General features: G+C 64.1%; 12 protein-coding genes. 5 read left to right on the forward strand and 7 right to left on the reverse strand.

The window, feature by feature from the left end:
• Positions 1 to 149 precede the first annotated feature (149 nt).
• Together ACOXXX_RS12700 and ACOXXX_RS12705 are read right to left on the reverse strand one after the other, a co-directional pair.
• Positions 150 to 1757 (reverse strand): peptide chain release factor 3, encoded by a 1608-nt coding sequence (locus tag ACOXXX_RS12700; protein WP_422826965.1) that lies wholly within the window; start codon positions 1755 to 1757, stop codon positions 150 to 152.
• Positions 1758 to 1802: 45 nt separating this feature from the next.
• Positions 1803 to 3338, reverse strand: a complete 1536-nt coding sequence (locus ACOXXX_RS12705) for a cytochrome c (RefSeq protein ID WP_422826966.1) — start codon at positions 3336 to 3338, stop codon at positions 1803 to 1805.
• Between the two features lie 239 nt (positions 3339 to 3577).
• On the opposite strand from ACOXXX_RS12705, the gene ACOXXX_RS12710 reads away from it, so the two are divergent.
• Positions 3578 to 3832, forward strand: coding sequence for a DUF7218 family protein (locus ACOXXX_RS12710; RefSeq protein ID WP_422826967.1), 255 nt, complete (start codon positions 3578 to 3580; stop codon positions 3830 to 3832).
• 69 nt (positions 3833 to 3901) lie between these two features.
• On the opposite strand, the gene ACOXXX_RS12715 is transcribed toward ACOXXX_RS12710, so the two are convergent.
• A complete protein-coding gene (locus ACOXXX_RS12715; RefSeq protein ID WP_422826968.1) occupies positions 3902 to 4918 on the reverse strand; it encodes a Hint domain-containing protein in 1017 nt (338 codons plus the stop codon).
• Positions 4919 to 5039: 121 nt separating this feature from the next.
• Here ACOXXX_RS12715 and ACOXXX_RS12720 point away from each other — a divergent pair, with 121 nt between their 5' ends.
• Entirely contained in the window at positions 5040 to 5819 is a 780-nt protein-coding gene (locus ACOXXX_RS12720; protein WP_422826969.1) for an SDR family oxidoreductase, read from the forward strand.
• 85 nt (positions 5820 to 5904) lie between these two features.
• Positions 5905 to 7068, forward strand: a complete 1164-nt coding sequence (locus ACOXXX_RS12725; protein WP_422826970.1) for a hypothetical protein — start codon at positions 5905 to 5907, stop codon at positions 7066 to 7068.
• Positions 7069 to 7098: 30 nt separating this feature from the next.
• Here the strand turns inward: ACOXXX_RS12725 and ACOXXX_RS12730 are convergent, their stop codons facing one another.
• From ACOXXX_RS12730 to ACOXXX_RS12745, 4 genes are all read right to left on the reverse strand, one after another.
• Positions 7099 to 7788, reverse strand: a complete 690-nt coding sequence (locus ACOXXX_RS12730) for a M48 family metalloprotease (RefSeq protein ID WP_422826971.1) — start codon at positions 7786 to 7788, stop codon at positions 7099 to 7101.
• Between the two features lie 90 nt (positions 7789 to 7878).
• The gene (locus ACOXXX_RS12735; RefSeq protein ID WP_422826972.1) at positions 7879 to 8316 is read right to left on the reverse strand and encodes an OsmC family protein; all 438 of its coding nucleotides are present in this window, start codon (positions 8314 to 8316) and stop codon (positions 7879 to 7881) included.
• A gap of 176 nt (positions 8317 to 8492) precedes the next feature.
• A complete protein-coding gene (locus ACOXXX_RS12740; protein ID WP_422826973.1) occupies positions 8493 to 9677 on the reverse strand; it encodes a vWA domain-containing protein in 1185 nt (394 codons plus the stop codon).
• A 97-nt stretch (positions 9678 to 9774) separates the two neighbouring features.
• Positions 9775 to 10518, reverse strand: coding sequence for a hypothetical protein (locus tag ACOXXX_RS12745; RefSeq protein ID WP_422826974.1), 744 nt, complete (start codon positions 10516 to 10518; stop codon positions 9775 to 9777).
• A gap of 352 nt (positions 10519 to 10870) precedes the next feature.
• Between ACOXXX_RS12745 and ACOXXX_RS12750 the strand changes: the two genes are divergently transcribed.
• Together ACOXXX_RS12750 and ACOXXX_RS12755 are read left to right on the forward strand one after the other, a co-directional pair.
• Entirely contained in the window at positions 10871 to 12511 is a 1641-nt protein-coding gene (locus tag ACOXXX_RS12750; RefSeq protein ID WP_422826975.1) for an ABC transporter substrate-binding protein, read from the forward strand.
• A 231-nt stretch (positions 12512 to 12742) separates the two neighbouring features.
• Positions 12743 to 13573, forward strand: coding sequence for a class I SAM-dependent methyltransferase (locus tag ACOXXX_RS12755; RefSeq protein ID WP_422826976.1), 831 nt, complete (start codon positions 12743 to 12745; stop codon positions 13571 to 13573).
• Positions 13574 to 13683 lie beyond the last annotated feature (110 nt).

Raw genomic sequence — 13683 nt, forward strand, 5'->3', positions numbered from 1 at the left:
CCCGCGACAAAAGGCAATCGACACCGTGCAAGGCGCCGCGCCGCCGCGCTTTGCGCGCCACAGAGGTGTCTTCATCTGCCCGGAAATACTTCGGGGGGTGTGGGGGGCTGGCCCCCCACTGCGCCGGACAAAGGACACCCAGCAGAGCCTCAGACCATCATTTCCTTGGTGTTGGACAGGGTCACGTCCGGGTAGTCGCGAGCGATGCGGTCGATGTCCCACTGCAGCCGGGTAAGATAGACGATGTCGCCGTCGTTGTCGTGGCCGATATGCTGCTTGTTGGCGGCCATGAAGGCGTCGACCTTGTCCTTGGGGCCGTGCACCCAGCGGGCGGAGGTGAATTGCGATCCCTCAAAACGCACGGGCAGGCCGTATTCCATCTCGATCCGGCTGCCCAGCACCTCGAACTGCAGGGCGCCCACGACACCGACGATGAAGCCCGACCCGAAAGCGGGTTTGAAGACCTTGGCAGCGCCTTCTTCGGCAAATTGCATCAGCGCCTTTTCCAGGTGCTTGGCTTTCATCGGATCGCCCGCGCGCACCGATTGCAGCAGTTCCGGCGCAAAGCTGGGGATGCCCGAGACGCGCAAGTTTTCGCCTTCGGTCAGGGTGTCGCCGATGCGCAGCTGGCCGTGGTTGGGAATGCCGATGATGTCACCGGCCCAGGCCTCTTCCGCCAGTTCGCGGTCGGCGGCGAGGAACAGCACCGGGTTGGTGACCGCCATCTGTTTCTTGCTGCGCACATGCGTCAGTTTCATGCCCCGCTCAAAGTGCCCCGAGGCCAGGCGGACAAAGGCCACGCGGTCGCGGTGCTTGGGGTCCATGTTGGCCTGCACCTTGAAGACAAAGCCCGCGACCTTTTTTTCCTCGGGTGCGATGGCACGCGGGTTTGCGGATTGAACCTGCGGTTCCGGCCCGTAGGTGCCGATGCCGTTCATAAGCTCTTTGACCCCGAAGGAGTTGATCGCCGATCCGAACCAGATCGGTGTCATATGTCCTTCGAGCACTGCTTGCGGGTCAAGCGCGGGCAACAGTTCGCGCGCCATCTCGACCTCTTCACGCAAGCGGGCCAGTTGCTCGGCTGGCACGTGCTTGTCCAGCAGCGGATCGTCCAGACCGTTGATTTCGATCGATTCCGCCACCTTGTTGCGGTCGGCGCGGTCCATCAGTTCCAGCCGGTCGCGCAGGATGTCATAGCAGCCCAGAAAATCACGACCCATGCCGATGGGCCAGGAGGCGGGCGTTACGTCGATGGCGAGGTTTTCCTGAATCTCGTCGATGATCTCGAACGTGTCGCGGGATTCGCGGTCCATCTTGTTGCAGAAGGTCAGGATCGGCAGGTCGCGCAGGCGGCAGACCTCGAACAGCTTCTGGGTCTGACTTTCCACGCCTTTCGCGCCGTCGATCACCATCACGGCGGCATCCACCGCCGTCAGCGTGCGATACGTGTCTTCGGAAAAGTCAGAGTGGCCGGGCGTGTCCACCAGATTGAACCGAAAGTCCTTGAAGTCAAAGGACATGGCCGAGGCCGAGACGGAAATGCCGCGATCCTTTTCCATCTGCATGAAGTCCGACCGGGTGCGCCGCGCCTCGCCCTTGGCGCGGACCTGTCCGGCCATCTGGATCGCCCCGCCGTAAAGCAGGAACTTTTCCGTTAGCGTCGTCTTGCCCGCATCAGGATGCGAGATGATCGCAAAGGTGCGCCGCCGGGCAATTTCCGGCGGCAGGGCGGGGCGGTTTGTGGGCGTGTCCAGCATGAGCGCGCGTATAGGCCCCAGCCTGACCCTTGGCAAGAACGCCCCTTAGTTGCGGGGGCGGTCGCGCAGGGCTTTCCCCAGATCCTCGACAAACGACAGGTTGGAGGAAATGAAACGGTCACGCGTCATATCGGGGTTCGCGATGGCCAGTTCCCGGCAGTAAATCGCGCCCATCGCCACCAGCCGTTCGCCCCGGGTCATTTCGGGGCGGGCGTCCGCATAGGCATTGGCCATCTCCTCAAGCCCGCTCGCGCCTTCGGTGCCGTCTTCCACGCGCTTGGACAGTGCAGCGGCAAGGTCGGGCGTGACCGCATCGTCCGCGACCGACCGGCAGTTGACCGCCAGATCCACCGCGCCGTCGGGTTCCGCGTTAAGCGCGCGGAGCGAGGCGACGCGCGACGGCGTGGCAACCTCGATCCCCTCGTTGCCCCAGCTGCGGCGCACGTGGTTGGCGACGGCGGCGATCTCCTCGTCGCTGAGCTTGTCGGCAAAGCTGGGCATGACACCGTAGGATTCGTTGGGCGCAATGCCTTGAAGCAGGACCGAGATCACGTTGTTCGGCGACCGGGCCACGACACCCCCGTTGGCGACGAGGCTGGCCGCAACGCCGGGAGTGCCCTCGCCGGTTTCGGTGTGACAGCTCTGGCAATTGCTGGCGAATACGCTGGCACCAAGGGTGGCGACATCCGGATCAAGCGGGGCGGGATCGGTCGGCTCGGTCTCGTCCACCTCGGGCTGGGCGGTCAGCATGTATTTTGCGATCGCCGCGACATCCTCGGGCCGGGCCTTGGACAGGCTGTTGGTCATCTGACTCATCGGGCCGAAAGAGGGGATGTTGCGGGAATGCTCGTCCGACAGAAAGGCGATCAGGTCCTGGTCGCTCCATTTTGTCAGCACGGAATCGGGGCCCTTGCTGATATCGGGCGCGTACCACTGCTCGGCCGCGCCGCCCTGGAACTTCTGCGATGCGATCTGCGCACCCAGCGCGTTGCGGGGCGTGTGGCAGGAACTGCAATGCGCAAAGGCCTCGACCAGGTACGCACCGCGGTTGGTTTCGTCGTCGCGGGCCGGATCGGGTTCGAAGCGGCCGGGTTCAAAGAACATCTCCTGCCAGACCAGCACGGCAGGGCGAACGTTGTAGGGAAAGGGAAGCTGCACCGTCTCGACGGCGTTGTCCACGGGTTCGACGGTGGAGATATAAGCCCAGACTGCCGCGACATCCTCGTCGCTCATCTTGGTGAAGGCCTCGTAGGGCATGGCGGGGTAGAGCGGTTCACCGTCCTGGTTCTTGCCCTCGCGCAAGGCGCGGGTGAATTCTTCCTGCGTCCAGCCGCCGATGCCGGTCTCGTGGGGGGTGATGTTGGGGGCCACCAGCGTGCCGAAGGGTGTCTGCAACGCCACGCCCCCGGCAAAGGGCTTGTCCTCGGCGGCGGTGTGGCAATGCGAGCAGCCCGCCATGTTGACCAGATAGGCGCCGCGATCCTTGAGGCTCTGGTCTTTCTGATCGCCGCCACCCTCTTGTGCAAAGGCTGGAAGGGAAATGCAAAGGGTGAGGCAAAGACCAGTGGTGAGAGCGCGCATGACGAGGACGACCTTGATTTGGAATGACAGATCAACATCCAGAATGCACGGACTGTTCCAGTTGCCGAACGGTTTTTGCGTGGACCTTTCAGGCGCCCTCGCGTGTCGATATCGTAACTATTTGTAATCTAATTGATTATTCCGCCTGTCGGCCTGAATTTACAAATCTGTAAGCTTTTGACGACCGGGAACACGGCGGCGCTGTGGCGGGTTGTCCCTTAAAGTGAAAGGAAGATCCCATGCCCGATCCGTCGATCAAGAACGAAGACACCTACCAGGCGCTGCGCGACAAGGGCGCCAGCAAGGAAAAGGCGGCGCGCATCGCCAATGCGCAAGCCAACGACGACATGAACCCGTCGAAAAAGGGCGGATCGCAGCCGCCGTACGAGGACTGGACAAAGGACGCGCTTTACGAGCGTGCGCAGGAATTGGAGATCGAGGGACGATCTGACATGGATAAGGACGAGCTGATCGCGGCGCTGCGGGACAGGTAGGCAGAGAGGTCTGCTCTACCTCCGCGACATCTCGAGTTGCGGAGCGCGGCGATCTACCGATGGTGCCGCTCAGCCGCCCGAGGATTTGCGCAAGAGGTCGGCGGCGTCGGGGCGGCGCAGGAGCGCCTCGTGGACTTCCAGGCTCAGGTGCGAGGTGTCGCGGTGGCCGGGCAGCACGGAGCCGAGCCTGGCCGACACCTCTTCGGGCAGGGCGGCGCGGGTGCGGGTGTCGACCAGCATCGACTCGGCAGCAATGCCTTCGGCGTAGATGATCTGGTGGCTGTCGAAGAGCATCTGGAAGTAATCGACAAAACCGCCCGACTGCCGGGTCACGGTGTCGCCGTTGATCAGGTGGCGCGCCTTGACGAGCAGTTCCGGACGGCCCGCTCCCAGTCGGTCGGTCCGTTGGTAGATGAACAGGCGGTGGTCGGGGCTGACCACCAGGTCGCCTGCGTTGTGCAGCGTGCCCGCCTTGATGAGGATCGGCGCGAAGGCCCCGATGGCGCGCGTGGTGGTATGGCCGATCCAGCGGATCGTTTGGGGGCCGTCGTCGCGGGTCAGCACCTTGTCGCCGACCTGCAATTCCTCGACCCGGCGCTGCGCGCCCGACGCCATGGTGATGTGCGTGCCGCGGGTGAAGGACACGCAGGCGACTTGGGCGAATTTTTGCAACGCGATGTCGGGATTGATGCCGACCAGCGCATAATCCGTGCGTGGGCTGAGCGGGGCCAGGGGCAGCACGAAGGTGTCCACGATGCCGCCTGCGCTGTCGGTTTCGACCAGCACGAGCGCCTCGGTCGTGGTGCCGGCACCGGACATCAGCGTGACGCAGCAGTCGAGGTAGAGATCGGCGCCGGGGGTGCCGACCTCGGAATCGGCCCCGATGCGGAAGGGCGGCTGCGGGCGCGGCACAAGGCTGAGCGGCACGAGGGACGCGACCGGCGACAGGCGGTAGATGTCGTCCAGCATCAGATCCTCGGCGACTGCCATCCCGTCGCCAAGGTTGGCGCCGCTGAAGACGCGCAGGTGGTCGGCGCGGAACACGCCGATGCTGTGTGCGGTACGGAAACCGTCGGAACCTGTCATCTCACCTGATCCTTGCGGCGCGCCGCGCCAGAAGCTTCGGTCCTAGTCTATGGCCCGTGATTGTGGCATCAACAGGCCGTGAGCCCGGCCATTTGTCGATGTCGGGAGAGGAGATGAGCATATGGATCTGGGGATCAAAGGCAAGACGGCGCTGGTTTGCGCGTCGAGCAAGGGATTGGGCCGGGGCTGCGCCGAGGCGCTGGCCGAAGCGGGGGTCGATCTGGTGATGAATGCGCGCGGAGCCGAGGCGCTGGAGGAGACGGCCGCGGCGATCCGCGACCGGTTCGGCGTGCGCGTCACCACCGTGGCCGCCGATATCGTGTCGGAGGACGGGCGCGCGCAGGTGCTGGAGGCCGCGGGCACGGTGGACATCCTTGTCACCAACGCGGGCGGGCCGCCGCCGGGGCTGTGGTCGGACTGGGACCGCGCGGATTTCATCGCCGCACTTGATGCCAACATGCTGACCCCTGTGGCGCTGATGACGGCGCTGATGCCCGGCATGGCCGAGCGGGGCTGGGGCCGGGTGGTCAACATCACCTCGCAATCCGTGAAGGCGCCGATCCCGCAGCTGGGCCTGTCGAATGCGGCGCGCACGGGTCTGACCGGCTATGTCGCGGGCACGGCACGGCAGGTGGCGCCGATGGGGGTCATCGTCAACAACCTGCTGCCGGGCATCCATGCCACCGACAGGGCCGATGCGCTGGATGGCGGCGTGTCGAAATCCGAAGGCATCAGCCTCGAGGAAGCCCGCGCGCGACGCGCGGCCACGATTCCGGCGCGGCGCTACGGCACGGCGGCGGAATTCGGGGCGATGTGCGCCTACCTGTGTTCGCAGCACGCGGGTTTTATCGTCGGGCAGAACATCCTGCTGGACGGCGGGGCGACCAACGCCACGATCTGAGTCTCTTGATCAAGGGGGCGCTGCCCCCGTCGCAGCCTTTGCTGCGACTCCCCCGAGGGTTATTGAAAACCGGAGAAGGGCAGGGATGGCACGAGGACCGGACGGCAAGGGCGGCGGCGCGGGGTTTTCGCTGTCGGATCAGCTTTTCAATGCCGACAGCTTGGGCGATCTGGCGCGGGACTATGCGCGCCTGCCCGGGTTCGATGCGGATCGATTCCAGGCGGAGGCCTTGGGCGGGCTGGCCGGGCGCGGGCTGCTGGAGCGGCTGGACTGGATCGCCACCTGCGTGGAAGCGCAGCTGCCGCGGGAGTTTCCCGCCATGGCAGACGCGCTCGAGGCCGCGATGCCGCCGGAGCTCGATCCGGACCTGCGTGACGACGATTTCGGCCGGTTCATCCATGCGGTGCCGGGGATTCTGGCGGTGCGGCACGGGCTGGAGGCACATCGGGAGCGGGCGTTGGACCTGCTGCATGCGGCGACGAAGCGGTTTTCGATGGAATTCTATATCCGCCCCTTCCTCAACCGCTGGCCGGAGGAGACGCTTGCGCGGCTGGATGCCTGGGCAGGCGATGACAATTACCACGTGCGGCGGCTGGTGAGCGAGGGCACGCGGCCAAGGCTGCCCTGGGCCACCGGCATCACGCTCGACCCGCTGGTGCCGCTGCGGTTTCTGGATCGGCTGCACGCTGATCCGACCCGCTATGTCACGCGGTCGGTCGCGAACCACATGAACGACATCTCGAAAATCGCGCCGGATGTGGTGGTGGATCGGTTGCGGGGCTGGGCGGCGACCGGGCGTCAGGAGAGGCGCGAGATGGACTGGATCACCCGCCATGCGCTGCGCACCGCCGTCAAGCGCGGCGAGGCGGGGGCGCTGGAGCTTCTGGGGTATCGGCGGGATGCGACTCTGGCGGTGTCCTTGCGGCTGGAGAGCGGAGAGGTGCCCATCGGCGGCGCGTTGGTGTTCGAGGTGGTGCTGGAGGCGGCGGAGGCTAGCCGGGCGCTGGTGGATTACCGTCTGCGCCTTGCGCGGCCCAAGGGGAAAGAGGCGGAAAAGGTGTTCAAGCTCAAGGCCGTGGCCCTTGGCGCGGGGGAACGGGTGGTGCTGCGCAAGCGCCACGTCCTCAAGGCCGATGCCACCACCTTTACCTATCATCCCGGCGCACATGCCGTAATCGCGCAGGTCAACGGGGTTGACCGGGCGGAGGCGGCGTTCGAGGTCGTGTTGCCGCAGGATAGTGGGTTGTAAACCCACCCTACGCCGGTTGCGCAGCCGGTCCTATTCGGCAGGGGTCCAGCGCTGCTCCAGCTTGTCGAGGGCGGCGATGCGTTCTTCGGTCTTGGGGTGGCTCATCAGCCAGGCGGGCACCGCGCCCGCGCGGCTTTGCGTCAGTTCCTCGAGCTTGCGGAAGAGCGATTTTTGCGCATCGACCCCAATGCCGGATTTGTGCAGCAGGGCGGCGGCATAGGCGTCCGCCTCGTATTCGTCGCCGCGCGAAAGCCGTGCCGCCAGCAGCGACATCAGCGCGTTGGCGATCCAGGGGCCGACGCCCGGAATGAAGCGCGACAGCACCATCGCCAGGGCGGTGCGCAGGGCGTTCTGGCCGGAAAAGTCGATCATGCGGCGGCGGGAATGGCCCAGGGCGACATGGCCCAGCTCGTGCGCGATGACGCTGGCCAGCTCTTCGCCCGTGACCTCGCCTTGCTGGTATTTGCGGTAGAAGCCACGGGTGATGAAGATCCGCCCGTCGGGGGCGGCGAGGCCGTTCACCGGGTCGATCTCGTAAATGTTCACGCGGATGCGTTCGAGGTTGAGCGCCGCGGCCATGCGGTCGGTCAGGCGTTTGAGTTTTGGGTCGGCCAGTTCGGTCGAACGGGCGTCCAGCTCCTTGGCCGTGCGGCGGGCCGAGAAGTGGTACATCGCGGCGGCGTAGAGAATCGCCAGCAGGATCGGGGTGAACTTCAGCATGCAGAAGATATGGGGGCGGCCGCTGGCGCTGGCAAGCAAAACGCCCGCGTCACGGGAACGCGGGCGTTTGCGAATGCTCTGATGGCGAGGTCAGGAGGTGAATTTCGCATCCATCGTGATTTCGGCCGAACCGCCCATGAGCAGCTTGGAAATCGGGCAGTTGTCCTTGGCAGCCTGGGCGGCTTCCATGAAGGTGGCCTCATCGATACCCGGCACCTTGCCTGTCACGTCGAGGTGGATTTTCTTGACCGCGAAGCCTTCGCCTTCCTTGTCCATCGACACGGTGGCGGTGGTTTCGATCATGTCGGGGGTCGCATCGTGCTGGCCCAGGATCATCGAAAGTGCCATCGAAAAGCAGCTGGCGTGCGAGGCGCCGATCAGCTCTTCGGGGTTGGTGCCTGCCTGGCCTTCAAAGCGTGTGTTGAAGCCATAGGGCTGATCGTTGAGCGCGCCGGATTCGGTGCTGACGTGCCCCTTGCCGGATTGCAGATCGCCAGTCCATTTTGCGGAACCTGTCTTGTTGATCATCGTGTCTCTCCTTCGACTGATGTGTCTTGTGTCACGGGGCCAACGTCCGGTGGGCGGGGATGTTCCCGCATCGGGGGCGCTGCCCCCGTCGCAGCGGGGCTGCGACTCCCCCGAGGGTGATTGGGAACCGGAGAAGGGCAGGGCGCGGTGCACCGCGCAGGCGGCGGGTGATGGGGTCAGCGCACCAGATCGCGCATGCCGCGGTCGATGCCATCGAGGGTCATGGGCACCATCCGGTCCTCGAAGATCTCGCGGATCATGCCGATGCTCTGGGTATACTGCCAGTGCTTTTCCGGCACCGGATTGATCCACAGGTGGTCGGGCCACTGGGTCCGGGCGCGCTGAAGCCAGACCTGTCCCGCCTCTGCGTTCCAGTGTTCGTTGGCGCCACCGGGATAGGCGACCTCGTACGGCGACATCGAGGCGTCGCCGACAAAGATGCACTTGTAGTCCTTGCCGTAGGTGCGCAGCACCTCGTGCGTCGGGGTCTGGGCATCCCAGCGGCGCCGGTTGTCGCGCCACACACCTTCATACAGGCAGTTGTGGAAGTAGTAATATTCCAGATGTTTGAATTCGGCGCGGGCGGCGCTGAACAGCTCTTCGACCACCTTGATGTGGTCGTCCATCGACCCGCCCACGTCGAGAAAGAGCAGCACCTTCACGGCATTGCGCCGTTCGGGCCGGGTTTTGACATCCAGGTAGCCGTTGTTGGCGGTCGACCGGATGGTACCGTCGAGGTCAAGCTCTTCGGCCGCGCCGTCGCGGGCCCACTGTCGCAGGCGTTTGAGCGCCACCTTGATGTTGCGGGTCCCCAGTTCGACCTGGTCGTCGAGGTTGCGGAATTCGCGCTTGTCCCAGACCTTGACCGCGCGGCGGTGGCGGCTGGTCTCTTGGCCGATGCGGACGCCTTCGGGATTGTAGCCATAGGCGCCGAAGGGCGATGTGCCGCCGGTGCCGATCCATTTGCTGCCGCCCTGGTGGCGGCCCTGTTGTTCCTTCAGCCGCTCCTTCAGGGTTTCCATCAGCTTGTCGAACCCGCCAAGCGCCTCGATCTCGGCCTTTTCGGCGTCGGTGAGGTGCTTTTCGGTCATCTTGCGCAGCCACTCTTCGGGGATGTCGACCGCATTGAGGACCGCGTCATTGCTGATCTCTTCGAGGCCCTTGAAGCTTGCGGCGAAGGCGCGGTCGAACCGGTCGATGTGGCGTTCGTCCTTCACCATGGCGGCGCGGGCGAGGTAATAGAACGCCTCGATATCATAGGTGGCGAGGCCCGCGGCCATGCCTTCGAGGAAGGTCAGATATTCGCGCAAGGAGACCGGCACGGAGGCGCGGCGGAGGTTGTCAAAGAAGGGGATGAACATGGGGCTGAGGTAGCGCGGGGCGGGCGGGGTTGCAAAGGGTATTCTGATCCGTCTTACCCCGTATGACCGCAGAAGGCCCTATGTGTCGTGCCGTGCCTTAGCTGGACAGCAGAAGGTCAAGTATTGCCTTGCCCCCCTTGCTGTTCGGGCCAAGGCTGGCCGAGCGGGTCTCGCCCCCTGTATATTTGATCACGTTGGGCTGGTCCGGGAGGTTCCAAGCTTTGACGCTGCGCGTCACGATCAGCGTGCGGCCGGAATCCTTCGCGATTGCCTGAGCAGCACTTCGAGCCGCTGTGGTCGATGCCAGGTTCAGTTTGCCCGTGAAGGAAACAGAGTGGTAGGGCACCAGTTCGATGCAGGCGACCTCTCGCGCCAGCAGGTCCAGAGCGCGTCCGTAGTTGTTGTCGAATTTCCGCTCCGAAAGTTCTCCAACCAAGCGCCTAACCTTTCCATGCCACCAGCCAAATGCAGTTGTCCAAGCCCATTTGGGATCAAGAAACATATGTGTGGCGCGGGTCTGCCGAATTGTGGCCAGCAAGTTGTCGCGAAATTCGGGAACATGGTGCTCGACATAGAAGTCGTTCGCACTCAGGCCGGGATTAAGCATCAGGATCACGAAGCGTGCATTCACCACATCACCAACATATGGCAATGGCAGGAGAGACACTTGATAGCCTGGCTTCCGCATCCGTCGTTCGCGCAAAGCTGCTTGATATTCGTCGAAGGTCTTGATCGGCGGCAGAAAAACGCGGCCATCTAGGTTTTCTTTATCTTGCGGATGAATGTAGGGGTATTCCGTCAGGGGCGCCTCGTCCCAGAACTTGATCAATTCCTGTGTCATGTAGTTGACTTGACCTTCGATTGCCGCGGAGCTGACAGTGTTGCCGGATATACGGCAATACTTTCATAGGACGATAAGACACACGGCCCTTGGTCAGGTCGCGCTAAAGGATTAAACCACCAAGGCTATCGTGTTTCCAGCAGGTTCGCTGTGGCGTACCAATTGCGCCGTGGGGATGCTGATGCGCGACGCGCATAAGGAATCGATAACTTTGTTTTTGGTTGATCCTGTCGGTTTCGGGCTATTTGAAAGCACTGACGCCGGTCACGCGACGGGCGCGCGCCGCGAGTCGCGACGCAAGAACCCTCTGAACCGCCCGCGCGGCGCCTTTTTCCCAACAGATGAGATCGCCATGACCCCGAGAGAGACCATTCATCCCGCCGCCCGCAGCTATGCCGCGGAGGTTGCCGCAGGCACGCTGTCGCGCCGGGAATTCATGACCCGCGCCACGGCGCTGGGTGTCACCGCCGCCACGGCCTATGCGCTGCTGGGCCTGGCGCAGCCTGCACGCGGCGCGGCGCATGCGCAGACGGGCGGCACGATGCGGATCGAATCCACCGTCAAGGCGCTCAAGGATCCGCGCACCTATGATTGGCCGCAGATGTCCAACTTCACACGCGGCTATCTGGAATATCTGGTCGAATACCAGGTCGACGGCAGCTTTGCGCCAGCGCTTCTGGAAAGCTGGGAGGTGAACGAGGACGCGACCGAATATAGCCTGTCGGTGCGCCCGGGCGTGACCTGGAACAACGGCGATCCGTTCACCGCCGAAGACGTGGCGTTCAACATCGCGCGTTGGTGCGAAACCGCGGTCGAGGGCAATTCGATGGCGTCGCGCATGGGCTCGCTGGTGGATTCCGAAACCGGCACGGCCCGCGAAGGCGCGATCGAGGTGGTCGATGACACCACCGTGCGTCTGACGCTGAACACGCCCGACATCACCCTGATTGCGGGCTTTTCCGACTATCCCGCCGCCATCGTCCACCAAAGCTTCAACGGCGATCCGCTGAACAATCCCATCGGCACCGGCCCCTATCTGCCCGACGAATTCGAGGTCGGCCAAAGGGCCGTGCTGGTGAAGAACAAGGATCACGACTGGTGGGGCGAGGGCGCGTATCTCGATCGGATCGAATACCTGGATTTCGGCACCGAACAGGCGGGGATCGTCGCGGCGGTGGATTCCGACGAGGTCGACATGGTCTATGAATCCATCGGAGATTTCATCCTGCTGATGGACGACATCGGCTGGACCAAGTCCGAGGCGGTGACGGCCAACACCGTGGTGATCCGCACCAATCAAGAGGCCGAGGTTGACGGCGTGAAACCCTATGCCGATGCGCGGGTGCGCCGGGCACTGGCGATGGCGGTGGACAACAAGGTGCTGCTGGCGCTTGGTTTTTCCGACAACGGCACGGTCGCCGAGAACCATCACGTGTCACCGATCCACCCGGAATATGCCGAACTGCCCGCACCGGTCTACGACCCCGAAGGTGCAAAGGCGCTGATGGACGAGGCCGGGATGGCCGATTTCGAGCACGAGCTGATCTCGATCGACGACACCTGGCGCAAGAACACCTCGGACGCGGCGGCGGCGATGCTGCGCGACGCGGGCATCAACGTGCGCCGCACGGTGTTGCCGGGCTCGACCTTCTGGAATGACTGGGCGAAATATCCGCTCTCGACCACCGACTGGGCGCAGCGTCCGCTGGGCGTGCAGGTGCTGGCGCTGGCCTACAAGAGTGGCGAGCCGTGGAACGAGACCGCGTTTTCCAACGCCGAGTTCGACAGCCTGCTGGCCGAGGCGCTGGCGATCGCCAATGCCGATGAGCGCCGTACCGTGATGGCAAAGCTCGAAAAGATTATGCAGGACGAGGGCGTGATCATTCAGCCCTACTGGCGGTCGATCTACCGGCATCACCGCGAAAACGTGGTGGGCGCAGAGATGCACCCGACGTTCGAAATCCACGTCGCCAAGCTGGGCTTTGCCGCCTGAGGTCGGCGCCTCGAAGCGCCGCGCCGCGCCCGACGGAATTGGCCTGAACGCGCGCCGGATGGACTGCCAAGGCAAGCCTGTTCCCAACGGCAACACGGTGTAGAAACTGCCACGGCCCCCCGCAGATCCTGCGGGGGCCGCTGATTGTCTGAACGGCCTTTCTTGCGAACGAAGCTGACAGATCGGACCGCCGGGTGTAGCCTGCGTGTATTGGTTTGGAGGGTTCGCAAATTGACCGATCCCAAGAATGTCGCGCATCACTATCATTCCGGGCACCTGCTCCAGAGGATTTCCGACGCCTGCAAGGCGCTCGATCTGACGCCGCCAATCCCGCCCGGCGTCCTGGCCCCGGTGGATGAATTTCACATCGGCGGACGCCTTGCCACCCAACCGTTCATCGAAGCCTTGGGCCTGACCGCCGAAAGCCGGGTTGTCGACCTTGGCTGTGGCCTGGGCGGGCCTGCCCGATATGTTGCCGCGACGACCGGCGCGCAGGTGACCGGCGTCGATCTGACGGCCGAATTCGTGGAAACCGGTCGTGTCCTCACCGAATGGACCGGTCTTTCGGACCGCGTCACGCTCGTTGAGGGCAGCGTGCTGGATCTGCCGTTGGAGTCTGGCTCGATGGACGCCGCCTACATGATCCACGTGGGCATGAACATCGCCGACAAGGACGGCATGGCACGAGAGGCCAGGCGGGTCCTCAAACCCGGGGGCATCTTCGCGATCTACGACGTGATGCAGGTGGGGGAGGGTCGGATGGACTATCCCGCGCCCTGGGCGTCCTCTCCGGATCAGAGCGCACTGGCCTCGCCGGAGGTCTATGAAACCGCACTGACCGCCGCAGGTTTCAAGCTGACCGAGCGGATCGACCGCACCGGCTTTGCCAGGCAGTTCTTTGCAGATTTGGCCGCGGCGCAAAGTCGGGCGGGCGGCCCTCCGCCTCTGGGTCTGCATCTTGTGATGGGCGACAACACCGCGCTGAAAGTGCAGCACATGGTCCGGAACATCGCGGGCGGTCTGATTGCCCCGAACGAGATGCATGCGCGGCTCACGTCATAGTTTCCGAGCGTCTGAAAATCGAAGCGGGCGGTCGTCCGCGTGATCGGTTCAGTCGAAGCGGTGGGCAGTTACAAAGGTACGGGTCCGACGGGCCGACAGGTCAGGCCTGC

Source organism: Thalassococcus sp. BH17M4-6, from assembly GCF_049323015.1.
Lineage (GTDB): Bacteria > Pseudomonadota > Alphaproteobacteria > Rhodobacterales > Rhodobacteraceae > Puniceibacterium.

What these genes read in the sequence shown, in the direction of transcription:
- ACOXXX_RS12750 (WP_422826975.1), top strand. Translation starts at nt 10,871, where the DNA reads ATGACCCCGAGAGAGACCATTCATCCCGCCGCCCGCAGCTATGCCGCG.
- ACOXXX_RS12705 (WP_422826966.1), bottom strand. Translation starts at nt 3,338, where the DNA reads ATGCGCGCTCTCACCACTGGTCTTTGCCTCACCCTTTGCATTTCCCTT.
- ACOXXX_RS12700 (WP_422826965.1), bottom strand. Translation starts at nt 1,757, where the DNA reads ATGCTGGACACGCCCACAAACCGCCCCGCCCTGCCGCCGGAAATTGCC.
- ACOXXX_RS12745 (WP_422826974.1), bottom strand. Translation starts at nt 10,518, where the DNA reads ATGACACAGGAATTGATCAAGTTCTGGGACGAGGCGCCCCTGACGGAA.
- ACOXXX_RS12725 (WP_422826970.1), top strand. Translation starts at nt 5,905, where the DNA reads ATGGCACGAGGACCGGACGGCAAGGGCGGCGGCGCGGGGTTTTCGCTG.
- ACOXXX_RS12735 (WP_422826972.1), bottom strand. Translation starts at nt 8,316, where the DNA reads ATGATCAACAAGACAGGTTCCGCAAAATGGACTGGCGATCTGCAATCC.
- ACOXXX_RS12715 (WP_422826968.1), bottom strand. Translation starts at nt 4,918, where the DNA reads ATGACAGGTTCCGACGGTTTCCGTACCGCACACAGCATCGGCGTGTTC.
- ACOXXX_RS12710 (WP_422826967.1), top strand. Translation starts at nt 3,578, where the DNA reads ATGCCCGATCCGTCGATCAAGAACGAAGACACCTACCAGGCGCTGCGC.
- ACOXXX_RS12730 (WP_422826971.1), bottom strand. Translation starts at nt 7,788, where the DNA reads ATGCTGAAGTTCACCCCGATCCTGCTGGCGATTCTCTACGCCGCCGCG.
- ACOXXX_RS12720 (WP_422826969.1), top strand. Translation starts at nt 5,040, where the DNA reads ATGGATCTGGGGATCAAAGGCAAGACGGCGCTGGTTTGCGCGTCGAGC.
- ACOXXX_RS12740 (WP_422826973.1), bottom strand. Translation starts at nt 9,677, where the DNA reads ATGTTCATCCCCTTCTTTGACAACCTCCGCCGCGCCTCCGTGCCGGTC.